The 26180-nt window shown below is 63.8% G+C and carries 24 protein-coding genes; 18 read left to right on the top strand and 6 right to left on the bottom strand.

The genetic code is table 11. The features are described from left to right. Positions 1–25 precede the first annotated feature (25 nt). The 12 genes from AC2FLM_RS01490 (at position 26) to AC2FLM_RS01435 (ending at position 11441) form a co-directional block, all read left to right on the top strand. Complete coding sequence (locus AC2FLM_RS01490) at positions 26–1033, top strand: alpha-ketoacid dehydrogenase subunit beta (protein ID WP_496855011.1); 1008 nt, start codon at positions 26–28, stop codon at positions 1031–1033. Positions 1034–1037: 4 nt separating this feature from the next. Next, the gene (locus tag AC2FLM_RS01485; protein WP_496855009.1) at positions 1038–2138 is read left to right on the top strand and encodes an acetoin dehydrogenase dihydrolipoyllysine-residue acetyltransferase subunit; all 1101 of its coding nucleotides are present in this window, start codon (positions 1038–1040) and stop codon (positions 2136–2138) included. 87 nt (positions 2139–2225) lie between these two features. Then, positions 2226–2537, top strand: a complete 312-nt coding sequence (locus AC2FLM_RS01480; RefSeq protein WP_496855007.1) for a carboxymuconolactone decarboxylase family protein — start codon at positions 2226–2228, stop codon at positions 2535–2537. Then, positions 2500–3045: a peroxiredoxin family protein gene (locus AC2FLM_RS01475; RefSeq protein WP_234145507.1), complete on the top strand. Its 546-nt coding sequence runs from the start codon at positions 2500–2502 to the stop codon at positions 3043–3045. The genes AC2FLM_RS01480 and AC2FLM_RS01475 overlap by 38 nt, the downstream gene beginning before the upstream one ends. Before the next feature lie 170 nt (positions 3046–3215). Then, the gene (locus AC2FLM_RS01470; RefSeq protein ID WP_496855005.1) at positions 3216–4949 is read left to right on the top strand and encodes a sigma-54-dependent Fis family transcriptional regulator; all 1734 of its coding nucleotides are present in this window, start codon (positions 3216–3218) and stop codon (positions 4947–4949) included. 98 nt (positions 4950–5047) lie between these two features. After that, positions 5048–6676, top strand: coding sequence for an ABC transporter substrate-binding protein (locus AC2FLM_RS01465; RefSeq protein WP_496855003.1), 1629 nt, complete (start codon positions 5048–5050; stop codon positions 6674–6676). Positions 6677–6742: 66 nt separating this feature from the next. After that, complete coding sequence (locus tag AC2FLM_RS01460) at positions 6743–7600, top strand: carbohydrate ABC transporter permease (RefSeq protein ID WP_234145510.1); 858 nt, start codon at positions 6743–6745, stop codon at positions 7598–7600. Next, on the top strand, positions 7597–8520 hold the full coding sequence (locus AC2FLM_RS01455; RefSeq protein WP_496855000.1) for a carbohydrate ABC transporter permease: 924 nt from the start codon (positions 7597–7599) through the stop codon (positions 8518–8520). Before AC2FLM_RS01460 ends, AC2FLM_RS01455 begins: the two co-directional genes overlap by 4 nt. Before the next feature lie 4 nt (positions 8521–8524). Then, a complete protein-coding gene (locus tag AC2FLM_RS01450; protein ID WP_496854998.1) occupies positions 8525–9628 on the top strand; it encodes an ABC transporter ATP-binding protein in 1104 nt (367 codons plus the stop codon). Position 9629: 1 nt separating this feature from the next. Next, entirely contained in the window at positions 9630–10691 is a 1062-nt protein-coding gene (locus tag AC2FLM_RS01445) for an ABC transporter ATP-binding protein (RefSeq protein WP_234145513.1), read from the top strand. A gap of 37 nt (positions 10692–10728) precedes the next feature. Further along, positions 10729–11073 carry a Lin0512 family protein gene (locus tag AC2FLM_RS01440; RefSeq protein ID WP_496854996.1) on the top strand — a complete coding sequence of 115 codons (345 nt, stop codon included), beginning with the start codon at positions 10729–10731 and terminating at the stop codon, positions 11071–11073. Beyond that, complete coding sequence (locus tag AC2FLM_RS01435; RefSeq protein ID WP_234170995.1) at positions 11070–11441, top strand: Lin0512 family protein; 372 nt, start codon at positions 11070–11072, stop codon at positions 11439–11441. The genes AC2FLM_RS01440 and AC2FLM_RS01435 overlap by 4 nt, the downstream gene beginning before the upstream one ends. Here AC2FLM_RS01435 and AC2FLM_RS01430 read toward each other — a convergent pair. The 5 genes from AC2FLM_RS01430 to AC2FLM_RS01410 all read right to left on the bottom strand — a co-directional run bounded on the left by AC2FLM_RS01430 (position 11428) and on the right by AC2FLM_RS01410 (position 17640). Next, positions 11428–12192, bottom strand: coding sequence for an FCD domain-containing protein (locus tag AC2FLM_RS01430; RefSeq protein WP_235790055.1), 765 nt, complete (start codon positions 12190–12192; stop codon positions 11428–11430). The genes AC2FLM_RS01435 and AC2FLM_RS01430 overlap by 14 nt on opposite strands. Continuing rightward, the gene (locus tag AC2FLM_RS01425) at positions 12161–13120 is read right to left on the bottom strand and encodes an ABC transporter ATP-binding protein (RefSeq protein ID WP_234184737.1); all 960 of its coding nucleotides are present in this window, start codon (positions 13118–13120) and stop codon (positions 12161–12163) included. The genes AC2FLM_RS01430 and AC2FLM_RS01425 overlap by 32 nt, the downstream gene beginning before the upstream one ends. Further along, complete coding sequence (locus AC2FLM_RS01420; RefSeq protein WP_496854993.1) at positions 13117–14982, bottom strand: dipeptide/oligopeptide/nickel ABC transporter permease/ATP-binding protein; 1866 nt, start codon at positions 14980–14982, stop codon at positions 13117–13119. The genes AC2FLM_RS01425 and AC2FLM_RS01420 overlap by 4 nt, the downstream gene beginning before the upstream one ends. Continuing rightward, positions 14979–15926, bottom strand: coding sequence for an ABC transporter permease (locus AC2FLM_RS01415; RefSeq protein ID WP_234145517.1), 948 nt, complete (start codon positions 15924–15926; stop codon positions 14979–14981). Before AC2FLM_RS01415 ends, AC2FLM_RS01420 begins: the two co-directional genes overlap by 4 nt. Before the next feature lie 136 nt (positions 15927–16062). Then, positions 16063–17640 (bottom strand): ABC transporter substrate-binding protein, encoded by a 1578-nt coding sequence (locus AC2FLM_RS01410; protein ID WP_496854990.1) that lies wholly within the window; start codon positions 17638–17640, stop codon positions 16063–16065. A gap of 101 nt (positions 17641–17741) precedes the next feature. On the opposite strand from AC2FLM_RS01410, the gene AC2FLM_RS01405 reads away from it, so the two are divergent. Both AC2FLM_RS01405 and AC2FLM_RS01400 read left to right on the top strand, forming a co-directional pair. Beyond that, complete coding sequence (locus AC2FLM_RS01405) at positions 17742–18407, top strand: DUF1028 domain-containing protein (RefSeq protein ID WP_496854988.1); 666 nt, start codon at positions 17742–17744, stop codon at positions 18405–18407. Beyond that, positions 18400–19611 carry a M20 family metallo-hydrolase gene (locus AC2FLM_RS01400; protein WP_496854986.1) on the top strand — a complete coding sequence of 404 codons (1212 nt, stop codon included), beginning with the start codon at positions 18400–18402 and terminating at the stop codon, positions 19609–19611. Before AC2FLM_RS01405 ends, AC2FLM_RS01400 begins: the two co-directional genes overlap by 8 nt. Positions 19612–19646: 35 nt before the next feature. Here AC2FLM_RS01400 and AC2FLM_RS01395 read toward each other — a convergent pair whose 3' ends face one another. Beyond that, entirely contained in the window at positions 19647–20750 is a 1104-nt protein-coding gene (locus tag AC2FLM_RS01395) for a mandelate racemase/muconate lactonizing enzyme family protein (RefSeq protein WP_496854984.1), read from the bottom strand. A 119-nt stretch (positions 20751–20869) separates the two neighbouring features. On the opposite strand from AC2FLM_RS01395, the gene pdxR reads away from it, so the two are divergent. The 4 genes from pdxR (at position 20870) to AC2FLM_RS01375 (ending at position 26179) form a co-directional block, all read left to right on the top strand. Beyond that, entirely contained in the window at positions 20870–22345 is a 1476-nt protein-coding gene (pdxR, locus tag AC2FLM_RS01390) for a MocR-like pyridoxine biosynthesis transcription factor PdxR (protein ID WP_496854982.1), read from the top strand. A 179-nt stretch (positions 22346–22524) separates the two neighbouring features. Continuing rightward, complete coding sequence (locus tag AC2FLM_RS01385; RefSeq protein WP_496854980.1) at positions 22525–23778, top strand: NAD(P)/FAD-dependent oxidoreductase; 1254 nt, start codon at positions 22525–22527, stop codon at positions 23776–23778. A gap of 195 nt (positions 23779–23973) precedes the next feature. Then, entirely contained in the window at positions 23974–25014 is a 1041-nt protein-coding gene (locus tag AC2FLM_RS01380; protein ID WP_496854978.1) for an ABC transporter substrate-binding protein, read from the top strand. Positions 25015–25090: 76 nt separating this feature from the next. After that, positions 25091–26179: an ABC transporter ATP-binding protein gene (locus AC2FLM_RS01375; RefSeq protein WP_496854976.1), complete on the top strand. Its 1089-nt coding sequence runs from the start codon at positions 25091–25093 to the stop codon at positions 26177–26179. Position 26180 lies beyond the last annotated feature (1 nt).

The raw sequence follows: 26180 nt of genomic DNA, 5'->3' as shown, positions 1-26180 counted from the left end.
GCTGACACGAGAAAGGAGAGAGAAAATGGCACGTACATTGAGCATGAAAGACGCGATCAACGAGGCGCTGGATCAGGAAATGACCCGCGACCCCACGGTGATCATGATGGGCGAAGACATCGTCGGCGGCGCTGGTGCGGCGGGCGAGGATGATGCCTGGGGCGGGGTTCTGGGGGTCTCGAAAGGGCTTTACCACAAGCACCCGAAACAGATGATCGACACGCCGCTTTCGGAAAGCGCCTATGTCGGCGCGGCCATCGGGGCGGCGACCTGTGGCCTGCGCCCTGTGGCGGAACTGATGTTCATCGACTTCATGGGTGTTTGCCTCGACCAGATCTACAACCAGGCGGCCAAGTTCCGCTACATGTTCGGCGGCAAGGCGGAAACGCCGGTGGTGATCCGGGCGATGTGCGGCGCGGGCTTCCGCGCGGCGGCCCAGCACAGCCAGATGCTGACCCCGATCTTCACCCATATTCCGGGTCTGAAGGTGGTCTGCCCCTCGAACGCCTATGACACCAAGGGCCTCTTGATCCAGGCGATCCGCGACAACGATCCGGTGATCTTCCTCGAGCACAAGAACCTCTATGCCTCGGAATGCGATGTGCCGGAGGAGCCCTATGCCATCCCCTTCGGTGAAGCGAGCATCGCCCGCGAAGGCAGCGACGTGACCATCGTGACCTATGGCCTGATGGTGCCCAACTCGCTGGCTGCTGCCGAAACGCTGAAGAAGGAAGGTATCGACGTCGAGGTGATCGACCTGCGCACGCTCAGCCCCATCGACATGGATACGGTGATCGAAAGCGTCGAGAATACCGGCCGCCTGGTCTGTGTGGACGAGGCCAACCCGCGCTGTTCCATCGCTGCCGATGTTTCGGCCAGCGTGGCGCAGGACGCCTTCGGCGCCCTCAAGGCGCCCATCGGAATGGTCACCGCGCCGCATGCGCCGGTGCCGTTTTCGCCCGCGCTCGAAGACCTCTACATCCCGTCGCCCGACCGGATCGCGGCGGCGGTGCGCAAGACCATGGGGGCCTGAGGGGATGAGCGATCTGATTACGCCGATCCTCATGCCGAAATGGGGCCTTTCCATGCGCGAAGGCACCCTTGCGGCCTGGCATGTCGAGGAAGGCACCGAGATCAGCCCCGGCGACGAGATCATGGATGTCGAGACCGACAAGATCGCAAATGTCGTGGAGGCCGCCGATGGCGGCCTCCTGCGGCGGCGCGTGGGTCAGGCGGGCGAGGTCTATCCGGTGCGCGCGCTCTTGGGGGTTCTCGCCCCCGAAAGCGTCAGTGACGCCGAGGTCGACGCCTATGTCGACGCTTTCGAGATGCCGGTTGTGGAAGAGGATGAAGACACCGGCCCGGCGCATGAATTCGCCGATCTGGCCGTGGGGCGCATCCGCTATACGACGCGCGAAGGCGAGGGCGTGCCGGTCATCCTGATCCACGGTTTTGGCGGCGATCTGGACAACTGGCTGTTCAACATCGACGCGCTGGCCGAAAAGGCGCCGGTTCATGCGCTGGACCTGCCCGGACATGGACAGTCGGTCAAGGCGGTGGACAATCCGGGCCTTGGCACGATGGTCGATGCGGTGGTGCAACTGATGGACCATCTGAACATCGACAAGGCGCACCTGGTCGGCCATTCGATGGGCGGGCTGGTCTCGGGGCAGGTGGCGATCGACCATCCGGGCCGCGTCGCATCGCTCAGCCTGATCTGTTCCGCCGGACTGGGGGATGAGATCAACAGCGGCTATATCGACGGGTTCGTCGGGGCGGCCAGCCGTCGCGATCTGAAACCGGTGTTGAAGGACCTCTTTGCCGATCAGAGCCTGGTCAGCCGCGCCATGGTCGACGACCTGCTGAAATACAAGCGGCTGGACGGGGTGCAAAGCTTTCTCGAGGCGCTCAGGGGCAACCTCTTTGCCGACGGCCGGCAAGCCGCCGGGATCGCCGCTGGCCTGTCCGGCTTCAGCGGTCCGGTCCAGGTAATCTGGGGCGCAGAGGACGCGGTGATCCCGCAAACTCACGCCAACTCCATCCCGGGTGCCCGCGTCACCGTTGTCGAGGGTACGGGCCACATGGTCCAGATGGAAAACGCCTCCCGGGTCAACGAGCTGATCTTCGATCATCTCTGACCCACCCGTGCCCGCCCGGACTCCTCTATGCCGGGCGGGCCTCCAATCTTCCCGAAAGGCTTCCAAATGAGTGCACAAAAAGAGAAGTTGGCACATGCCAACAAACGGCTGATGGGTCTGTTCAAGGCCGATCAGAAAACCATGATGGCCTTCAAGACCCTCAGCGATACGGCGGTGCGCGAGGGCCAGGTCTCGACCGCGATGAAAGAGATGATCGCGGTCGCCGTCGCCGCGGCGCGGGGATGCGAGGATTGCATCCTTTACCATGTCAACGAGGCCAAGTCCCACGGGGCCGAACGCGACACGCTGATCGAGGTTCTGGCGGTTGCCATCGAGATGTCGGGGGGGCCGGGCACCGTGTATGCGGCAAAGGCCCTGGACGCCTTTGATCAGCTTTGACGATATTCTGGCCTTTGCCGAGGATGATATGAAAACAGCAACGAGACTGCCATCGATACCCGTGCAGCAACTTTCGGGCGGAGAGGTCGGACAGATCGATCTCGCTGCCCGCTCGGCGGGGAAAACCGTTGTTCTGGTAGGGGTTCCGGGGGCATTCACGCCGACCTGTTCGGACGATCATGTGCCGGGCTATCTGCGCGACGCGCAGGCCCTTGGCGCGGCCGGGGTGGACGAGATCATCATTCTTGCCACCAGCGACTTCTTTGTGGTCAAGGCCTGGGCAGACCGGATGCAACCGCCCGATGCGGTGCAGTTCGTGGCGGATGGTGGTCTGGGCTTTACCCGCGCGATGGGCCAGATCCTTGATCTGACGGAACTGGGGCTGGGCCTGCGCACGCAGCGCTACGCGGCGGTGATCCGCGATGGCGACGTGGTCTGGATGGCGGTCGAACCCGACGCTGGCGGGGTGACGGTCAGCGGTTCGGCCAACGTGCTCGCCGCGCTATGAGGTGATCGCCCGACTGGGCCGTCTGCCCTGCGGCGGCGGCCTGTCGGTATCGGTTCTACGACCTCAAAAGACTCGCTTTGCCCTTTATTTATTGATAGTTTCGGGCCTGTCACCGGCAGCGCCTCAGCGCAAGCTGGTGCCAGAGCCGACGCTTTGGGAGGGGCGCCGTCATGGATCAGTCAATCGCTTTTGCGCGCCATGTGCAGGAAATCGTTTCCGCCGCCGAAGGCAAACAGACCTCGCGCGACCCCGAGGTTGTGCAATCCTGGCTGCGCTGTCTGAACGACTATAATCTCGACCCCGAACACAAGGGCGAGGCGCGCATTCTTCCCGAGAACGTCCTGCGCCAGCACCAGCAGGAAGCCGAGGATCTGATGTCGATCGCGCGGTTCGGGATGGAGGACCTCTATCGCCGCGTAAACTCGATGGGCTATGTCCTGCTGTTGGTGAATGCCAAGGGCGTGACGGTGGATTTCATCGGCGACGAAAAGGTCGACCGGGAATTGAAACGCGCGGGCCTCTATATCGGGTCCGAGTGGAGCGAAGAGAATGCCGGCACCTGCGGCGTCGGCGCCTGCCTGACATCGGGTGAGGCGATCGTCATTCACCAGACCGACCATTTCGACATGGCGCATACGCCGCTTAGCTGTACCGCCGCGCCGATCTATCATTCCGACGGGTCGCTGATCGGCGCGCTGGATGTGTCTTTGCTGATGTCGCCCACCGAGAAATACAGCCAGGCCCTGACTTTGGAAGTCGTCAAGTCCTGTGTGCGCCGCATCGAACTGGCCAACCTGATGAGTTCGCGCCGCTCGGACTGGATCCTGCGTCTGAACCGCACTTCCGAATTCCTGGGGGTCGATCCCAGCTGCGCGATTTCGGTGGCGCCGGATGGAACGATTTCGGGCCTGACCCATGGCGCGCATAAGTTGTTCGGCCAGATACAGGGACAGGAAAAACCGAACCCGCAATGTTTCATCGGGAAACCGTTTGAGGAAATTTTCGAATTTGATTTCAACGATATACCTTGCCTGATCGGGGCCGAGACGCCGGGCGAACAGGCGCTGGAACTGTCTGACGGCCAGGTCATCTTTGCCGATGCGCAAGCGCCGCAACGCCGAGAGCGCGCGCCGTTGCGCTCGGCCCTGCCTGAACCGTTGGCCGCGATCCATGGCGGCGACCGCGTCATGCGGAGCCTTGCTGAAAAGGCGGCGAGGATCGTCGACAAGCAAATCAGCATCATCCTTGAGGGCGAGACCGGTGTCGGCAAGGAATACGTCGCCAAGGCCCTGCACGCCTCGCGCAAGAAGAAGGGACCCTTCATTGCCATCAATTGCGCGGCCTTGCCCGAGGCCCTGATCGAAAGCGAATTGTTCGGCTATGCACCCAATTCCTTTACCGGCGCCCATGCCAAGGGCAAGAAGGGCCTGATCGAACAGGCCAATGGCGGCACGCTGTTCCTGGACGAGATCGGGGACATGCCGCTTGTGTTGCAGGCGCGTCTGCTTCGGGTGCTGGCCGAGAAAGAGGTGATGCCCGTCGGCGCGACCAAGCCGGTTCCGGTGGATATCCGGGTCATTTCGGCCTCGCATCGCAAGCTCAAGTCCCTGGTGGATGCCGGGCAGTTCCGCCAGGATCTCTATTATCGGCTGAACGGCGTGGTTCTGGGCATTCCGGCCTTGCGGGACCGGACGGACAAGTCTTGGATCATCCGCCAGATCGCCGCACTGGTTTCGGATGGGGTGCCGATGCGCTTCTCCAGGGCGGCGGAAGAGGCGCTGATGAGGTATGACTGGCCCGGAAACATCCGCGAAATGATCAGCGTGTTCGAACTCTGTCTGGCGCTGAGCAATGATGGCATGGTCGGTGTCGAGGATCTTCCCGAGCAGATAATCTCTCAATAACAATGGCTTGTGCCGTGGTTTTCTGACTTTTCAGGAACTGGCACGCTCGTTGCTTAACTCCCTTTGGCAATATCTGAATGCCGAACAGGGAGGAAACAATGAAAACCATTTCAAACAGCCTGACGCACCCGACGCGCCGGGCATTCCTGCAAAATACGTCTGCCGCCGCAGCCGCGGCCGGTTTGGGTGGGTTGGGGTCGTTCATCGCGTCGCCGTCCCTTGCCAATGGCTTTGCCGCGGGCATGACCGGCGGGCCGACCGGTTTCGACGGGGCGGAACGGTTCCAGTACAACAACACCATGTCCGAGGGCCGCGCGATCGAGGGGATCAAGGCGCTTCAGGCTGCGGGCAAGGCACCCACCAAGATCTCGATGCTGCTGACCGATGGCGCCATCGGCCAGATCACCAACCCGTTCCCCGAGGGCGCGCCCTCGGCCAAGGAGGTCTGGGAGCGCGAGACCGGGATCGAGATCGACATCATCGGTGCCCCGGCCGAGGATATCTTCAAGAAGGTGATGCAGGATGTGACCACCGGTGGCGGCACCTTCGACATCTATACCGGCCCGTGGAATTCGACCGGTGATCTGGTGTCGTCGGGCGGGGCGGTGAACTGCTCCGACTTCGTGGCCAAGTACCAGCCGGACTGGGGCGATCCCGAACGCGGCACGACGACGCCTGAGAACGAGAAGCTCCTGTATACCTACGCGGGCGACTACTATTCCTTCTCGCTCGATGGCGATTATCAGACCTGGTTCTATCTCAAGGGGCTTTACGAAGACCCACGCGTACAGGAGGCCTTCCTATCCGAAACCGGGCACGCGTTGAAAACGCCTGACACCTGGGACGAAGTCGACAGGATCTCGAAATTCTTCACCGGCAAGGATTTCGGCAATGGCCCGATGTATGGCAACGGAAACCTGATGAGCCCGTTCTGGGGCCTGGCCACCTTCTATGCGCGCTTCGCCTCAATGGATTTCCCGAACCACCACTTCTTCGACGAGGACGGGAACCCCAATTTGAACAGCGACCTGGGCATCCAATGTGCTGAGGAACACGTGCGTTCCTTTGAATGGAGCCCGCCGGACGCGCTGACCTTCACCTGGGCCGAAGCCTATGCGACCATGTGGAACCTGCAGATCCCGCATACGGCGATCTATACCAACTTGGTGAAGTTCGGTGACGGGTTCCATCCCGACGGCACGCCGAAATCCAAGGCCACGGGCATGATCGGCAGCCACCTGCCGGTCGGGCGTCGGTTTGGCGATCAGATCAACCGTCGCTCGGTGCTCTACTATAGCATCACCGCCTGGATCTCGTCGCAGTCGAAACACCCCGAGGCGGTCTATCTGTTCCTGCAATGGCTCAGCTCGACCCGCACCTATACCTGGATGGCCGGCAATCCCGGCGGCTACTTCGACCCGTTCCAGCAGGCGAACTTCAAGGAGCCGCTCGTGGCGCATAGCTACCAGCCCTATTCGATGGAGACGATCCCCGCGACCATCGCCCGGTCTGTTCCCTCGATCAACTTTGCCGGGCAGACCGCGCTGGACAATGCGCTGGACGAGGAACTCCAGGCCGCCATCACCGGGCAGAAGACCGCCCGAGAGGCAATCGATGCCGCGCAGTCCAAATGGGAACGCATCATCAAGCGGCAAAAGCGCAACGGCATCATCGATGCCATCAAGGCCAGCCGCGCGACCTGGCCCAGCATCGTCGATCCGGCGTGATCCGCCGGCGTGCCGGGGGCGGCAGGTCTTGCCCCCGGCACCCTGCGCAAATTCTGGGAGAGTCCAATGAAACCGTCCCCCGGCGCCCTGGCGCTGAAGTATCTTCTTGTTCTGCTGGCCTGTGCGGTCGTGCTCTATCCGCTCTTGTGGATGATCACGATGGCGTTCAAACCCTATCCGGAATGGACCACCGTCGCCGGCCTGACCTGGCTGCCGAAAGAGCCGACCTGGCAGAATTTCGAATTCATCTTCTATGGCGAGGCCGAAGGCCTGGTTGTCAGCCTGGACCGCACCATCGTCGGACCGCTGATCGCCAGCCTTGTGACCTCGATCTGCGGCACCCTGCTGGCGGTGGTCTGCGGGACGCTGTCGTCTTATGCGGTGGTGCGGTTCGGACTGGCGCAATCGCTGCCGCTGTCGGTGCTGCAACTGCGGCTGTTCCCGCCGTTGGCCGTCATGATCCCCGTCATGGTGATGTGGGCCTTTATCGGCGCGGTCGACACCTGGTGGGGGCTGTCCTTGATCTATGGCATCGTCACGTTGCCCTTCGCCTTTTGGCTGATGAAGACCTTCTTCGAGGAGGTACCGGTTGAGATCGAGGATGCCGCGCGCGTGTCGGGCTGTTCCTATTGGCGGGTGTTCTACCGCATCACCCTGCCGATCGTGAAACCGGGTCTGGCGACCTGTGCGCTCTTCGTCTTCATCCTGAACTGGTCCGATTACCTGCTGGCGCTTCTCCTGACGCAGAAGGAATGGGTGACGCTGCCGGTCTACATGGCCACGCTGACCTCGGCCATGGGCGGGCAGATGTACGGGATGAAGGCCGCGCTGGGCGTCATCGCCGCCATTCCGCCAGTCGTATTCGGCCTGATGATCCAGAAACACCTGGTGCGTGGCCTGACCTTCGGAGCACTGAAACAATGACCGATCAAACCAACACCGCCCAAAGGCGCGGCTACTGGCAAAACGTGGCGCGCGACGGCAACAAGATGGGCTTCTGGTTCATCCTGCCCACTTTCCTGCTGCTCTTGTTCATCGTGGTTTTCCCGCTGTTCATGCAGCTCTATCTGAGCATCACCTGGTGGACGCCTCTGGAGGGCATCCCCTGGTACCGTGCCTGGGAGATTTTCAACTGGGGCGAAAACTATTGGTTCCTGATCACTGACCCGCGGTTCTGGGGCGCGCTCTGGCGCACCGCGTTGATCATGATCGTGGCGGTCCCGGCCCAGTTCTTTCTGGGCATGGCGCTGGCCTATCTGTTCATCGACAGTTTTCCGGGGCGCAAGCTGTTCTATTCGATCCTGCTGACTCCGATGATGATCGTGCCGGCGGTGGTGGGGCTGATGTTCTTTCTGCTGTTCCAGGGCACCGGGCCGGTCAACGCCCATCTGGGTCTTCCGGCCGAGTTCTCGTGGCTGACGGATGTGAACCGGGCGATGATCTCGGTCATCATTGCCGATATCTGGCAATGGACGCCGCTGATGTTCCTGATCCTGCTTGCGGGCATGCTGGGGGTGCCGTCCGACCAGCTTCTTGCGGCGCGGCTCCTGGGTGGATCGAATTGGCAGAACTTCGTCAAGATCATCCTGCCGCGGATGAAAACCGTCATCATCATCGCGCTGGTGCTGCGCGCGGTCGAGTGTTTCAAGATCTTCGATCTTGTCTTCATCATGACCAAGGGCGGACCGGGCGTGCAGACCGAAACCATCTCGGTCTTTCTCTACAAACAGACCTTTGGCGAACTGGAATGGTCCTATGTGGCCGCGATCGGTCTGACCATCCTGTTTGTTCTGTCCGTCATCGCCGCCAAGGGTCTTGCCTACATGGCCAGGAAACAGGGGTAAGCGCATGTCATCCATCCAGATAAAGAACGTCACCAAGCGGTTCGGCGATTTCACCGCAGTGCGCGACCTCTCCATCGACATCGAAGAGGGGGAGTTCGTGGCCCTGTTGGGGCCGTCGGGCTGCGGCAAGACAACGACGATGAACATGATCGCCGGGCTGGAAGACCCGAGCCAGGGCCAGATCCTGTTCGACGGGCAGGACCTGTCTGGCCTGCGCATCCAGGACCGCAACATTGGTTTCGTTTTTCAGAACTACGCGATCTTCACCCATCTGAGCGTCTACCGGAACCTGTCCTATGGGCTAGAGGTCAAGAAGGTCGCCAAACCCGAGATCGAACGCCGGGTCCGGGCCATGGCCGACCGGATGAGCATCGCGCACCGGCTGGATCAACCCGCCTCCAGTCTCTCGGTGAACGAGATGCAGAAACTGGCGATCGGGCGCTCGGCCATTGTCGAGCCGCGGATCTTCCTGCTGGACGAACCCTTGTCGAACCTCGACGCGGGATTTCGCGCCTATATGCGGGCCGAGCTGAAAGTGCTTCAGCACGAGTTTGGCCAGACCATGATCTATGTCACCCATGACCAGATCGAGGCGATGAGCCTGGCCGACAAGATCGCCATCATCGACCAGGGCAGGCTGATGCAATACGGCGCGCCACTGGATATCTACAACGATCCCCAGAACCGCTTTGTCGCGAATTTCGTCGGCAGCCCCCGGATGAACCTGGTCGATGGCGAACTGCGCGATGAACGCGGGCAATTGCGGCTGATGCTGCATGGCGGCGCGGAAATTCCGCTGACGGGAAAGGTACGCGCCGATTTTACCGGCGCGACCGGCGTGCATGGCGGCTCGTTCGGGGTGCGTCCGCAGGACATCTATTTCGGCGAGAAACGCAGCGGCGACGACATCCCCATGCATGGCAAGGTCGAAGTGCTGGAACGGGTCGGGCCCAAGCGGCTGGCCTATCTTCAGGTGCAGGAAACCATGTTCCTCGCCTTTGACGATCTGGACCGGCTTAGCGTCGGTGACGAGGTGCCGTTTTACCTGCCCTCGGACAAAAGCCTGGCCTTTGACATAGAGACCGGCCGCAGGCTGGGAGGGGCATAAGATGGAAGCGATCAAGATAATCGAGGCGGTCAAGCGCTATCCCGAATTCACGCTGGGGCCGATCGACCTGACGGTCGAGCAGGGCGAGTTCTTTGGCATCTTCGGGCCGCCATCGACCGGCAAGACTTCGATCCTGAAACTGATGCTGGGCCTGCTGACGCCGGATGAGGGGCGGGTCGAGCTTGCCGGTCGCGACGCGGCGGATCTGGACGTTTCCGCACGTGGCATCTCGATGGTGTTCCAGAACCTTGCCCTGTTCCCGCATATGACCGGGCGCGAGAACATCATCTTTCCGCTGAAAGAGCGCGGTGCCTCGGAGGCGGAGATATCGGAAAGGCTCGATCTTGTGTCCGAGGTTCTTCACGTCAGCCATATCCTGCACAAGAATCCCGCTCAGATGTCGGGGGGCGAGCGCCAGCGCATCGCGCTGGGCCGTGCCTTTGCCGCGCAGAGCCGGGCGATGCTGCTGGATGAACCCATCGCCGCGCTCGATGCCCGCCTGCGCGAGGAGATGCGGGTCGAGTTGAAGCGCCTGCAACGCGAGAACAACCAGACCTTTGTCTATGTCAGCCATGACGAGGAAGAGGTGATGGCCATTTCGGACCGCGTGGCGGTGATCATCGACGGCAGGATCGCCCAGATCGGCACCCCGGACGAGGTCTATGACGAACCCGGTTCGCTTGCCGTGGCCGAGGTCATCGGATCGCCGCCGATGAACTTCTTTCATGGCGCATTCTCCGAGGACGGGCTGCATTTCCAGAGCGAGGTTCTGGCGCGCGATGTCACGATCGTCGGCCGGACGCAGATGGGCGGAACCGGGACCCTGGGTGTGCGCCCCGAGGATATCTGGCTGGGCGAGACCGAGGGCAACCCCGCGTTTCAGGTGCATGTCAGTTCGGTCGAACCGCTGGGGGGCTACACCATCGTGAATGCGCGGGCAGGGGGGCAGATCGTCAAGCTTCGCGTGCCGGGGCAGGTAACGCTGCGCGAGGACAGTTTGCAGACCGTCAGTCTGGATATGCGCCGCCTGCACCTGTTCGGTGCCGACGGGCAACGGTTGTGAGCAAGAGGTCGTGACAGAACAACAGGAGAAGACCAGCATGCCAAAGACCCAGTTCGCCGTTCAGATGGGTATGGGAACGGATCTCAAGGGGCAGGATTACACCAAGGCCGCCGCCCGCGCGGTTCATGATGCCCTGCATCGCAACTTTCTGACCGCCGGCGCGGCGTTCGATCTGCCGCGGGACGAGATGATCGTCGATATCCGGGTCGGGGTGGGCCGCCCCGAAACGGTCGATCTGGAAATCGTCAAGGCCGAGGCGCCGGTGGGCCGTGTCAGCGCCGAGGCCGTCAAGGGCGGGCTGGATGTCGAAATGATGGGGCAGACGACTCTGATCGCCAATGCCATCGTGACCGTGTCCTGGGATGTCGAGGTGGCGCAATGAAACCGCTGATCTGCGAACTCGGCATGGGGGCCGACGTGCATGGGCACGATTATACCAAGGCGGCGCTGCGCGGCATTTCCGATGCCATCCGGCACAGTTCCCTGACGCTGTTTTACACCTTTGGTCATCCGTCGGGGATGCGGGTCGAAGTGACGGTCGGTGTGCCCGAACCCGCTTTGGTGGATGTCGAAGCGGTGGCGGCGGCGCTCCCCTTTGGAACGGTCGAGGTAACGGTGGTGGCCGGTGGGCTTGACGATCGCGGCATGGGCGGGGCCGAGGACATCACGCTGGCGGCGGTGGCGGTCAAGGCGTGGTATGACACATCGGGCCACCCGTTCCGGCCCGCCGGACGCCCTATTCCGAGATGAACCGGTTCTCCATCTCGACCTCTTGCCGGCGCATCAGGGTCCAGGCGGTCTGCATGTGATCCGACATGATCGACCTGGCCTGCGTGGCGTCGCCGTTGCGCAATGCCTCGATCAATTGCCGCTGGTGGTCGCGGCCCTGCTTCCAAAGCTCGATATTGGGCGGTGAGTAGAGGCGGCGATAGACCGTGAGGTCGCTCAGCAGGTTGACCATGAAATCGATGATGAAGCCCAGCAGCGGGTTTGCCGCCTGCTCGGCCAGGATGGCGTGAAAGCGCAGCGAGGCGACATGCTGACGGCGTTCCTCGTCCAGCGAGGTGGCGGGTTCGGAATAGGCGGCGATGTTGCGTTCCAGCATTTCCAGAACCTCGTCGGACAGCTTGCCCGCCAGCGAGGCCGCAAGCTCGGGCTCCAGCGTCAGGCGCAGCTGATAGATGTCGCCGATGGTCAAGTCCTTGAAATAGAAGTAATTGCCCAGCAGCGCCTTGGCGCGTTGCCGGCTCACCTCGTGCACGAAACTGCCGCCGCCGGGCCCGGTGCGGGTCTTGATCAGCCCCTGTGCCTCGAGCACGCGCATCGCCTCGCGGATGGTGCCCTTGGCCATCCCGAAACGCTCGATCAACTCGGCCTCGCCCGGCAGCCGGTCTCCGGCCTGCAACCCCTGTTCGACCACCCAGTCCTTGATCGCCTCGGCGACCTGCACGGGGCGGCTGAGCCTGGGTTCAGCCTTCGAGGGGGTGGTGGCAGGCGGCAAGTTGATCCTCTCCCATTTCTGTCAGTTCCGGCACCGTCGTGCGGCAGGTTTCGGTGGCGCGCGGACAACGTCCGGCAAAGGCGCATCCCGGCGGTGGATTGAGCGGATCGGGCAGTTCCGATCCTTTCTGCTCCGGCGCCTTCAAAGGCTTGCCCACCACCGGCGCGCTGTCCGCCAGCAGTTTTGTATAAGGATGGCGGGGGTTTGCAAAGATGCTCTCGGCACGGCCGATCTCGACCACGGCACCGAAATACAACACAATGATGCGGTCGCTGACCGCCTCGACCACGGCCAGGTCATGCGTGATGAAGAGATAGGTCAGCCCGAATTCGGCCTTCAGCTCGGCCAGCAGGTTCAGCACCTGCGCCTGCACCGACACATCCAGCGCCGAGACCGGCTCGTCCAGGATGATGATGCGCGGATTGGCGGCCAGCGCCCGCGCGATGCCGATCCGCTGCGCCTGCCCGCCCGAGAACTCGTGCGGGTAGCGGTCCAGGAATTCTTCGCGCAGATTGACCGAGGCAAAGATCTCGCGAATCCGCGTCTCGCGCTCGGGGCGTGGCATCCGGTGCAGCCGCTTGAGAGGCGCTTCCATCACCTGACGAATGGTCTTGCGCGGGTTGAGTGAGCTTTGCGGGTCCTGAAACACGTACTGGATCAGCCTGCCAAAGACCGCCGGGTCCGCATTGTCGAGCGCGCGCCCCTCGATCTCGATACGGCCCTCGGTGGGGTCCAGCAGCCCAACCAGCATCCGCGCCAGGGTGGACTTGCCGCAGCCGGACTCGCCCACCACGCCCAGGGTTTCGCCGGTGGCGACCTCAAAGCTCATGGGGCGCACCGCGCGTACACCGGGCGGGGCGGGGCGGAACAGGGGCTTTCCCAGCGGGAAGGTCTTGGCCAGATTGTGCACCTTCAACGCGGTCATCAGATCGCCTCCTCGGGATAGAGACAGCGGACCGCGCGGGATGCAGCACCCGCTAGTGCGATTTCGCCAGTGCGGCAGGTGTCGCGCGCCCTGTCGCAGCGCGGGGCAAAGGCACAGCCGGCCGGCAGGTTGTCGACCACCGGCGGCAGGCCGGGAATGGCCGCCAGTTCACGCCGCCCGCCGCCCAGTTCGGGCACGCAGGCGATCAGTCGCTTGGAATAGGGATGGGCAGGCGCGTCGAGCACGGCCCGGGTCGGCCCCTCTTCGACGATGCGGCCCGCATACATCACCGCAACCCGGTCGCAGAGCTGCGCGACAACACCGAAATCATGGGTGATGAAGACAATCGCCAGCCCCCGGTCGCGGCGCAGATCATCCAGCAGCGACAGGATCTGCGCCTGCACGGTCACATCGAGCGCGGTGGTGGGTTCATCGGCGATGATCACATCCGGTTCGTTGGCCAGTGCCATGGCAATGCCGACCCGCTGGCGCATACCGCCCGACATCTCGTGCGGGTAGTTGTCCACCCGCGCCTCGGCATTGGGGATGCGCACATCCTTGAGCAGCTGGATGGCGCGGGCGCGGGCATCGGCCTTCGTTATCCGGTGATGCGACTGGATCGCCTCGGCCAGCTGCTGTCCGATCCGGTAGAGCGGATGCAGGGTGGAGAGCGGATCCTGAAAGATATAGGCGACCCGGTCGCCGCGCTTTTGCCTCAGGGCTTCATAAGGCGCGCCAATCAGATCCTCGCCCTGAAACCGCACCGCGCCACCGGTGATCACACCGGGGGGCGAGGCGACCAGACCCATGACGGACAAAGCCGTGACCGACTTGCCAGAGCCGCTTTCGCCGATCACACCCAGGCACTCGCCAGGCTTCACCGCCAGCGACACGCCGCCCACGGCGCGATAGATGCGTTTGCCCACGTGGAACTCGGTTTGCAGGTTCTGAATGGCCAGCAGGTCGTCGGTGGCGGCGGGGATGTCACCTTTGCGATCCACCAGCGTGGTGGCGCGTGGGCGGCTGAGCGCGCCTGACCGCAGCCGCGGGTCCAGCGCGTCGCGCACCCCGTCGCCCAGCAGGTTGACGGACATGACGATGAGAAAGATCATCACCCCCGGCACGATCGAGGTATGCGGATGCGAGATCATCGCCGAGCGTGCCTCGCCCAGCATCGAGCCCAGATCGGCCTGCGGCGGTTGCGAACCCAGCCCGAGAAAGCTGAGCCCGGCGGTCTCCAGGATCATCCAGCCCACCGTGGTGGACATGGCGATGATGATGACCGGCAGGACATTGGGCAGAAGCTCGGTCAGGATGATGCGGGCATGTCCCATGCCCGCCAGTCGCGCCGCGTCGATGAACTCGCGCCCTGCGAGGCCCACGGTGATGCCCCGGATGTTGCGCGCGAAGAAGGGGACATTGACGGCCGCCACCGCGATCAGCGCGTTCATCAGCCCGGGTCCAAGCGCGGCGACGATGGCCAGCGCCAGCAGGATATAGGGAAAGGCCATCAACATATCGACGCCGCGCATGATGATATTGTCGGTGCGCCCGCCGAAATAGCCCGCGATGATCCCGATGGCCGATCCGATGGTGGCGGCGATGAGTGCTGCCGCGATGCCCACCGCAAGGCTGAGCCGGGTGCCGTGCAGCAGGCGGCTGAGCAGGTCACGGCCCAGATGGTCGGTGCCCAGCAGGTGGCCGTCGGTAAAGGGGCGCTTGAACCGGTCGGCGGTGGCGGTCACATCCGGGTCCTGCAAGGGCAGGATCGGCGTGATCAGCACCAGCAACAGGATTGCCGCCAGCACCACCGCGCCCATGGCCGCCAGCCGGTTGCGGAACAGAAGCTTGAGAAACGCGCTCATGTCTTGATCCTCGGGTCCAGCAGGCTCTGCGCCACGTCGACCGCAATGTTGAACAGCACATAGCAGGCGGCGACGAAGACGACACCGCCCTGCACCAGCAAGAGGTCGCGTTTGAGGATCGCGTCGACCAGCATGCGACCCACACCGGGCCATTGGAACACGATCTCGATATAGACGGCGCCCGACAGGACGAACCCGGCCTGGATACCCAGCACCGGGATGATTGAAACCATCGCCGCACGCAGCGCATGGCCCATGATCACGCGCCGTTCGGGAACGCCCTTGGCGCGGGCGGTGCGGATGTAATCCTGCCGCAAGACCTCGAGCATGGCCGAACGCGACAACCGCGCGATCACACCGGTGGCGACGGCGGCCAGCGCCAGCGCCGGCATGATCAGGTGGTTGATCAGGTCGGGCAGGTCGCCGCCGCCATAGATCGCGTACATGCCGCTGACCGGCAGCCAGCGCAGGTTCACCGCGAAGAGCAGGATCATCATCATGCCCAGAAAGAAGGACGGCACCGAGATGCCGATCAGCACCACGAAGGTGATTGCCTTGTCGGCCAGCCCGTATTGACGGGCGGCCGAGACGACACCGGCGAGAATGCCCAGGACCGAGCACAGGACAAACGAGGTCCCGGCCAGGATCAGCGTGGCATTGAACCGCTCGACCACCTCGTCGAGCACGGGCCGGTTAAGTGAGAAGGAGCGCCCGAAATCCCCGGTCAGCATGTTGCCGAGCCAGATGAAATACCGCTGTACCATGGGCTTGTCCAAGCCAAGGTCCCGGTTCAGCTTTTCGACATTCTCAGGTGTGGCGTAAGAGCCCAGGATCGCGGTCGCCGGATCGCCGGGGATCAACGACATGATCAGAAACACGATGATCGTGATCCCCAGTAGAACCGGAAGCGCCGAGATCAGTCGTTTCAGAATATAACCGGCCATCCGCGCCCCCGCTCTGTCATCATGCCGTTTTCCGTACCGGAAAACGGATCGGAAAAATTCGATTTTTCCGGTCCGGAATTTTTGCAAAATTCCGACGGTGCGCTCCGGGCGTGCGTGGCGCCCGGAGCAAATTGCGTCAGTTTTTCACGACGCCTTGCAGGTGCAACAGGAAGGACGGTTCCAGACCGAAATTCGTGACCCGATCATTGGTTACCGCGTTCTGTTTCCAGTTGGCGACAAAGACCCAGGGTGCATCTTCCTGCACGATGGTCTGCATCTCGCGGTAGAGCCGGGCGCGCTCTGCCTGATCGGTCGCGGTGCGCGCCGCCTCCAGCAGTTCATCTACTTTCGGATTGGCGTAATAGCCCGAGTTGAAACCGCCCTTGTCGGGCCAGGCCTCGGACCGCAGCGCCAGATAGGGCAGGGTGTCGGGATCGTTGGTCATCCAGGCCATTTCGGCCATGTCCGCCTTGCCTTCCAGACCCGGGTTCACTTCGCCCAGGAAGGTGTTCCACTCATAGGTCTCGATCTTGACGTCGAACCCGACCGCTTCGAGATCGGCCTGAATGGCGGTCCCCATCGGCACCGGGTCGAGCATCCCCGACCCGCCTTCGGTCACGAAAAAGGTCAGTTCCGCTCCTTCGGCCCCCGCCTCGGCGATCAGCGCCTTGGCCTTCTCCGGGTCATAGGGATAGGGGTCGAGCGCCTCGTTATAGGCCCAGGCAAAGGCGGGCGGCGTCGGCCCGGCGGCCACGGTCGCGGTGCCTTCGAGCACGTCATTCACGATCGCTTCCTTGTTGATCGCGTAATTCGCCGCCTGACGGACCCGCTTGTCGGCAAACGGGCCTTCCTTGGCGTTCAGGATCAGGAACCACACATGCGGACCCGCCTGTTCGGCCACGCTGAAGCTGTCGCCCTGGAACTGGCCCAGCGAGGTGGGCGGCACCTCGACCATCATGTCGATCCCCCCGGCCAGCATCTCGGCCACGCGGGTATTGGCATCGGTGATCGGACGGAACACCACGGCCTGGGTGCCTGCCGGATCGCCCCAATAGGCGTCATTGCGCTCCACCACGACTGCCTCGTTCGAGCGCCATTCGGCGAATTTGAACGGCCCGGTGCCCGAGGGGTTGCGGCCGAACTCCTTGCCATGCGCGGCAACCGCGGCGGGCGAGACGATCAGGCCGGTGGGATAGGCGAGATTGGACAGGAAGGGCGCATAAGGCGCGTTCAGGGTGAACCTGACGGTCATGTCATCGACAACCTCGGTCGCCGTCACCGCGCCAAAGAAGAACGACAGCGGGAACGGCCCGGTGTCGTGATAGGGGTGCGATTCGTCCAGCATCCGGTCAAAGTTGAACTTCACCGCCTCGGCGTTGAGCGGCGTGCCATCGTGAAAGGTCACACCCTCGCGCAGGGTAAAGGTGTATTGGGTGCCGTCCTCGCTGATCTCCCAACCGGTCGCCAGGGCCGGTTCGACCTCCAGCGTGCCGGATTTGTAGCGGGTCAAGCCCTCGTAAACATTCACCAGAATGCGAAAGTCGTTGACCGCTGTCACCGCCGCCGGGTCCAGCGACTTCGGCTCCGCGATCTGGCCGACGATCAGAACGCCGGGCGGGGTCTGCGCGGTCGCAGGTCCGCCAAGGCCGCCCGCGACAAGGGCTGCCCCGACGGCGGCCATCAGGCCCCTGCGGGTCCAGGAAAATAGCGTCATCTCATGTTCTCCCTGTTGATATTCTGCGGGCTTATTTATCATGATAAATTGCAATCGTCAATTTATCATGATAATTCGACGAAGTCCGATTAAGGTGAGGCATGACGTTTTCGATTCTCGCACGCGACCCCGTAACCGGCGCCATCGGAGGCGCCGCCGCAACCGGAAGTCTTTGTGTCGGCGGCTGGGTGCTGCGCGGGGACCTGCGTGCCGGCATGTCCGCCAGCCAGGGTGCCGCCCCCTCGACCTTCTGGGGGGAGGAGGTCTTGCTGCGCATGCGTGACGGGGCGGACCCCGAGCGGGCGGTGGCCGAGGTCATCGCTCCCGACCGGGGGCGTGCCTATCGACAACTGGCCGCGATGGACCTGTCCGGCGCCGCCGCCAGCTTCACTGGCGCCAGCAACCAGGACGTCAAGGGCGCGCTGACCTTCGAAGACGGGATTGCCACCGGGAACATGCTTGGAAACGAAACCGTTCTTGGCGCCATGACGACTTCTTTCGCCGATGCGGATCGCGATTTCGCGCAACGTCTGCTGACCGCCCTGTCCGCCGCGCGTGACGCGGGTGGTGATTTCCGTGGCCTGCTCTCTGCCGCGCTTCTCGTGCTGCACCCCGACAGGCCGCCGCTGACCCTGCGCATCGACCACCACCCCGAGGATCCGATCGGCGCCTTGCAGGAGTTGCATGGCAAGGCCACCACCGGCGAATACGCGGACTGGGCGCGGCAGGTGCCGGTCATGACCGACAGGGAGCGGGTACTTGACTGACTGGGGAAAGCGGGCCGAGGCCCTGTTGGCCGATCTTGCCGCCTGTTCCGAACCGGGGCCGGGAGTGACCCGCCTGCCGTTCACGCCGCAGCATCGCGCGGCGCTGGACCTGTTGGAGGCGCGGATGCGGGCGGCGGGCCTTGCGGTGACGCTGGATGATGCCGGTACCCTGATCGGCCGCCGTGCGGGACCGCCGGGGGCGCTTACGCTTCTGATGGGGTCGCATCAGGACTCGGTGCGCCAAGGCGGTGCATTTGACGGCATCATGGGCGTGGTGCTGCCGCTGCTGGCCGTGGAAAAACTGGCGGAAGAAGGGGTTGACCTGCCGTTCGCGGTCGAGGTTCTGGCCTTTGCCGATGAAGAGGGGGTGCGCTTTCCCACCGCCCTTGTCGGGTCACGCGCTCTGGCTGGAACCTTTGATCCCGAGGTTCTGTCGATGTTGGATGCTCAGGGGATCAGCTTGCGCATGGCGATGTCAGAGTTCGGGCTTGACCCCGACCGGATCACCACGCTGGCCCGCGATCCCGCGGCGGTGCTTGGCTTTGTGGAAACCCATATCGAACAGGGCCCGGTGCTCGAAGCCGAGGATCAGGCCCTTGGAGTTGTGACCGCCATCTGTGGCATCGAACGCCACCAGATCGTGCTGACCGGCGAGACCGGCCATGCCGGAACCCTGCCGATGGAGGGGCGCCGCGATGCGCTGGTCGGGGCGGCGGCCCTTGTGACCGAGGTGGCCCGGTTGGGCGAGACGACCCCAGGCCTGCGTGCCACGGTCGGTGCGCTCACGGTTGAACCGAACGTGGTCAACGCGGTGCCGCGCCGGGTCAGGATGAGCGCGGAATTCCGCTCGCCCGATGATGACACCCGCCGTCGGGCGGGCGAAGCGCTGCACCGGTTTGCCCGCGACCTTGCGGCGGGGCGCAACCTGCGGGTCGAGGCGGAGCTGACCTATGCGCAGGCGGCGCAGCCTTGCGATAGCGCGCTTGGGGCCCGGCTGGCCGCCGCCACGCAGGCGGTCGGGATGCGCGGTCTGTCGCTGCCATCGGGTGCGACGCATGATGCCTCGGCCATGGCTGATCTCTGCCCGATGACCATGTTGTTCGTCAGATGCCGGGATGGCGTCAGTCACAAGCCCGAGGAATACGCTTCGGCCTTGGACCTGGGGCGGGCGATTGACGCACTGGCAGCGTTTCTGACTGCCTGAGATGACAGGGCCGATGCCCCGCCGCCGGGCAGGGATCAGCCCGCGCTGCTGACCCGGTATTCCGACCGCTCCAGCCAGTCGGGGTTGATCTCGACCCCCCAGCCGGGGGCGTCGGTGACCGTGGCCTGGCCATCGGTGATGACATAGGGATCGGACAGGAACAGCCCGTCCTGCCAGGGATAGTAATCCAGCCCCTCGATCGAGAATTCCAGGTATTTCCCGGCATTGGGGATCGCGCGCAGCAGGTGCATGGTGAACAGCGTCACCATCGACAGGTTGGCCGCGTGCGGGGTGATCGGCATCCCGGCGGCATCGGCCATGCGGGCCACGCGCAGGGTGCGCGACAGGCCGCCCAGATAGCAGATATCGGGTTGCAGCACGTCGACCACGCGATCGCGGATCATCGTTTCCCAGCGCTCCATCATGCAATCCTGCTCGCCGCCGGTGACGTCGATGTCGAGCGTCTCGGTCACTTCGCGGGTCTGCGCGAATTCCCAATAGGGGCAGGGTTCCTCGTAATGCGAGATGCCGTGCTGTTCCAGCATCCGTCCCACCTCGATGGCGCGGGCGGGGGAGTAGCAGGAATTGGCATCGACCAGCAGCGCCACATCGTCGCCCATGGCGCGGCGCATGGTCGGCACGATCTCTTCGGTGCGGCCGGGCCATTCGTCCCGGTCACGGCCGACCTCGGCGCCGATGCGGAATTTGAAGGCGTCAAAGCCCAGTTCGTCGCGCAGGCGGGTGAGGCGCGCGGCCTCGTCCACCGGCGTGATGTCGCGTTTCATCGACGAGCCATAGGCGCGCACCGGTCCGGGCGTGCCGCCGATCAACTCGCAGACCGGCTTGCCCGCGCGCCGCCCGTGCATGTCCCAGAGCGCGGTGTCGACCCCGCCCATCGCCCGGCGCAGGTAAGAGCCGGGGAACTTGTGCTCGCGGTCGCGCACGATGTCGAGCATGGCGTCAATGTCGGTGCAGTCCATCCCAAGCGCATAGGGTGCGACCTGCCGGTGCAGCACCTGCGCGGTGATGTCGGCGTAATAGGGCGCCACCTGTCCCCAGCCCTGCGCGCCGTCCTCGGCGGTGGCCCGGACGAAGCAGACGAATTCGGTGGAAAAGGTTTCGAGTTTGGCAAGCTTCATGTGGTTTTCCGGTTTTGGCCGGCCGGGGCGGACGGGCATTGCAAAAATGCTGGCGAAAAATCGGGCTGGCAGGTATATCCATTTCGACATTTTCGCCAGACCAATTAAGGGGGCTGCCCGTGAAACATGCCGCAGGCGCCTTGCTGTCCTCGATCCGGCTGGACCGGACACTCAGGCGCAGTGTCAGCGTTCAGCTCTACATGGCGCTGCGCGACATGATCCTGTCGGGCGCCCTGCGCGCGGGTGAGCGGCTGCCGGCGACCCGGACGCTGGCCAAGGAGGTGGGCGTGTCGCGCACAACGGTGATCGACGCCATCGACCGGCTGGCGGCCGAAGGCATGCTGGTGTCGCGCATCGGGGCGGGGACATATGTCAGCGAAACACTGGAGGACCAGAGCGTAACCGCCCCCAGTCAGGGGGCGGTCAGTGCCGGTCGCGAGCCCAGGCTGTCTTATGTCATCAGCCACGCGCAGGGCGCCTATGCCCAGCGCGCGTGGTTACCGCACAAGCCGCGCGCCTTTGTCACCGCGTTGCCCGCGCTCGATGCCTTTCCGATGGCGCATTGGGCACGGCTGTCGGCGCGGCATCTGCGGGGCGGGCGCGGCGACGTCATGGGCTATGGCCAGCCCAAGGGACTGGCCGCGCTGCGCCGGGCGATTGCCACCCATCTGAGCGCGCTCAAGGGCATACGCTGTGACCCCGAGCAGGTGTTCATCACCTCGGGCGCGCAACATGCGTTTTCACTGATCGGGCGGCTCTTGCTCAATCCGGGCGACCGGGTCTGGATGGAGAATCCCGGCGCCTCGGGCGCGCGCAATGCGCTGTTGTCCGAAGGGGCCGAACTGGTGCCGGTGGATGTGGATGCGCAAGGCATGGTGGTGTCTGACGGGCTGGCCAAGGCGCCACATTTCCGGCTGGCCTTTGTCACGCCCTCACACCAGCAGCCGCTGGGCCATGTCATGTCGCTGCCCCGGCGGCTGGAGCTGTTGCAGGCGGCCGAACAGGCGCAGGCGCTGATCATCGAGGATGATTATGATGGCGAGTTCTACTTTGGCAACGCGCCGCGCCCGGCGCTGCACAGTATCGACGCCAATGGGCGGGTTCTGTATGTCGGCACCTTCTCGAAATCGCTGTTTCCCTCGTTGCGACTGGGGTTCGTGCTGGTGCCCGAGCGGATGGTCGCAGCCTTTGATGGCATGTTCAACACCTGGGCCAGCGGGCCCTCGACCGCGACGCAGGCGATCGTGGCCGAGTTCATGGACGAGGGGCATTTCGCCACCCATATCCGGCTGATGCGGCAACTTTACAAGGCGCGTTACGAGGCCTTGATGGAGGCCGCGCGCGGTCTGCCCGAAAGCATCCGCCTGCAAGAGACGACCAGCGGGTTTCACACGCCCGCATTTCTGGATGCGCGCGTGGACGAGGCCGAGGTGGTCGCGCAGGCCATGCAGCAAGGTGTCACGCTGGCACCGCTGCGGCGCTACTGCCTGACCCCGATTTCGCAATCCGGTCTCGTGTTCGGCTTTGGCTGCGCCACGCCCGAGGATATCGCAAGGGGGATGGGTATCCTGGGCGGGCTTCCCGGCCTGCGCTAGGATTGGTCTGAAAGTTTTGTCATATTGGATATGAATTGTGAGCCAATATTGGCCTAGCGTTTCAATCGGAGCCAGCAGGTGGGGCATGTCCTGCCGCGGCTGTAGGGAGCGTCGCGTTCAATCCAATGCCACTTTCGACCATCAGGCAGACGCCATTCTGGCACGATCAGCTCGGCGCCATGCCAGCCTTGCAAACGCACCCATCGGCCAGGGTCGATGTGCTGATTGTCGGCGCGGGCTATACCGGGCTGAGTGCCGCGCTGACCACGGCGCGCGGTGGCCGCTCGACGCTGGTCGTCGATGCCGAGGATCCGGGATACGGGTGCAGCAGCCGCAATGGCGGCCAGATCAGCACCAGCGTGAAACCCTCGCTGGAGAAGCTGGCCGCGAAATTCGGGTTGGAGCGGGCGCGGGGCATCCGGGCCGAGGGTGCCAATGCGCTGCGTTGGATCGGCGAGTTCGTCGCCCGCGAAGGGCTTGACTGCGACTTCCGCCGGGCCGGGCGCTTTCACGCGGCGCATACGCCGGGCCATTACGAGGAGTTGACACGCGATGCCGAGAAGCTGCGCCAGCAGGAAGGCATCGAAAGCTTTGCCGTGCCGCGATCCGAGCAGCGCCGCCAGTTGGGCACCGATGCCTATTTCGGCGGCGTGGTGTTTTCGGCCCATTGCTCGCTGCATCCGGGCAAGTTTCACCGCGAATTGCTGCGCCTCGCTATCGGGGCCGGGGTGGAGGTGGTGGGCCAGTGTCGGGTTGGCGTGATCACCCGTTCCGGAACAGGGTTCCGGGTCGAGACCGCCAAGGGCGTGGTCGAGGCGCGCGACGTGATCGTCGCCACCAATGGTTACACCACCGCGCTGACGCCCTGGTTGCAGCGCCGGGTGATCCCGATCGGCAGCTATATCATCGCCACCGAGGAGCTGCCCGAGGCGACCATTGACGAACTGTTCCCCGGCGACCGCATCGCCAGCGACACCTGCAAGGTGGTCTATTACTATCGCGCCTCGCCCGACCGGCGGCGGGTGCTGTTCGGGGGGCGCGTCTCGGCCTCGGAAACTACGGCGCTGGCCGGGGCGGCCCGGCTGAGACAGGACATGTGCCGCATCTTTCCCCAGTTGGAAAACGTCGCGCTGAGCCATTCCTGGAGCGGGACAGTGGCCTACAGCTTCGACGAACTGGCCCATACCGGGGTGCAGGACGGCATTCACTATGCCATGGGCTATTGCGGATCGGGCGTGTCGATGGCGCCCTATCTGGGCATGCGCGCGGGGCAAAAGGTGCTGGGCCTGGCCGAGGGACAAACCGCGTTTGACGGTCTGCCCTTTCCCACCCGGCCCCTCTATCGCGGCAAGCCCTGGTTCCTGCCCGCGGCGGTGGCCTGGTATCGCTGGAAGGATCAACGACAGTTTCGAAAGGCTTTGCGCATGACCTGAACGGGCCGGGCAGGACGGCACCGCCAGCCTGACCCGGTATTAACGGATCGAAACCAAGGTTTAGGATTCGAAATTTCATTTGTCCCGCTGGTGCCCGCACTATCGCGACAGGTGGAAGACGACTTGGGCGCCTTGCCCGCTGCCTGCCGATCTGGACGGGGCAGGACCCGGAAAACCACCAAAGGGAGGAAACCAATGAAAACGAGAACAATTCTGACGATCTCTGCCGCAGTCTTGGCGACGGGCGCATTTGCGCAGGGCAAGAGCGTGACCATCGCGTCCTGGGGCGGCTCGTATCAGGAGGCGCAAAGCAAGGCGCTGTTCGAACCCGCCGCCGCCAATACCGGTATCGAGGTCAAGCAGGAGACCTATGGCGGCATGTCCGATGTGCGGCTTCAGGTCAGCTCGGGGCAGGTGACGCTGGATATCGTGGCCAGCGGTTCCGGTTCTGCGGCGCGGGCTGCGGCCGAGGGGCTGCTGGAGAAGCTTGACTATAACGTGATCGACGTCTCGACCTTCTATCCCGGTCTTTACAACGATTACTGCATCGGCGGCGATGTGTTCTCGACCGTCTATGCCTGGAACACCAACACCTATGGCGAGAACGGACCGCAGAGCTGGGCCGATTTCTGGGATGTCGAGAAGTTCCCCGGCTCGCGCGCCTATCGCGGCAAGGTGGCGGGCGCGCTGGAAGGGGCGCTGATGGCCGATGGCGTGGCGCCTGCCGATGTCTATAGCGTGCTCGACAGCGAAGAGGGGATTGAACGGGCGATCGACAAGATCCGCGAGCTGAAGCCGCATATTTCGGTGTTCTGGACATCCGGCGCACAGCATGCGCAGCTGATGAAGGATGGCGAGGTCGATATGACCACCGGCTGGAACGGCCGGTTCGACAATGCCAAGAAGGACGGCGCCAAGGTGGCCTATAGCTTCAACCAGGCGCTGCTCGACTACGACTGTTTCGCGGTGCCCAAGGGAGCGCCGAACCGCGATACGGCGATGGAATTCCTCAACGAGATTTCCAAACCCGAGTACCAGGACGATCTGCCGAAATACATCACCTATGGGCCGACCAACAAGGCGGCCTATGAGACCGGTGAGATCACCGCCGACGTGGCGGCGGGCCTGCCTTCGTCGCCCGAAAACGCGGCGATGCAGCTGCCGGTCTCGCTGGACTGGTACGCCAAGTGGGAGACCATCGCGGCCGAGATGTATCAGGAAATGCTGACCGAGTAAGGCGGGTTTCCAGCCATTCAAGGGCGGGCGCTGCGGCGCCCGCTTGTTTCTCGAAAGAAGATTGCGAGGGTTTGTCTTGACCTCCAGAACCAACGAAGCCCTGCCGATCTCGGTCAAGAACGTGACCAAGACCTATGGCCCGGTGCATGCGCTCAATGATGTCTCGCTAGAGGTGCAAAGCGGTGAGTTCCTGACGCTTCTGGGCCCGTCGGGGTCGGGCAAGACGACGCTGTTGATGGTGCTGGCGGGGTTCACCCGGCCCGATTGCGGCAGTCTGAAATTCGGCGACCGCGAGGTGATCCGCACGCCGCCGCATCTGCGCGATGTGGGCATGACATTCCAAAGCTATGCGCTGTTCCCGCACATGACGGTGGCAGGCAACGTGGGGTACCCGCTGAAGCTGCGCAAGGTGCCCAAGCCCGAGATCGCCGCCCGCGTCGAGGCGGCGCTGGACACGGTGCAACTGGGGGGCTTTGGCGACCGGCGGATCGACCAGCTGTCGGGCGGCCAGCGCCAGCGCGTCGCGGTGGCCCGCGCCATCGTGTTCGAACCGCGCATCCTGCTGATGGACGAGCCACTGTCGGCGCTGGACAAGAAGCTGCGCGACCAGATGCAGATCGAATTGCGGCACCTGCATGAGAAACTGGGCATGACCACGGTCTATGTCACCCATGACCAGCGCGAGGCGCTGACCATGTCCGACCGGATCGCGGTGGTGAACCATGGCCGCATCATGCAGCTGGCCACGCCGCGCGACCTGTACGAGCGGCCCGCCAACCGCTTTGTGGCCGATTTCATCGGTGAATCCACCTTTCTGCCGGTGTCGCGCCAGGGTGACACGGTGCTGTTCGACGGCACGCCCCTGCTGCATGACAGCCCGCCGCCCGACGCCGCCAGCCTGCTCTTGATGGTCCGCCCCGAACGGGTGGTGCTGTCACGCGAAGGGCCGCGCGAGGGGGTCAACAACTTTGCCGCCACCGCAACCGAGGTGGTCTATCAGGGCGACAGTTTCCTGCTGCATGCGGCGCTGGCCAATGGGGCGCAGATCGTGCTGCGCGGCGCCATGCGAGGCGCCAATGTCACCGCCCTGCCTGCGGTGGGCGAGGCGCTGACACTTTGCCTGGCGCCCGAGGATACCGTGCTGATCGACGGAAGCGAGGGCTAGG

This window comes from Ruegeria sp. SAZD011, from assembly GCF_059612545.1.
Note: the sequence above shows the minus strand (reverse complement) of the source record. Positions and strands in the feature narration are given on the sequence as shown.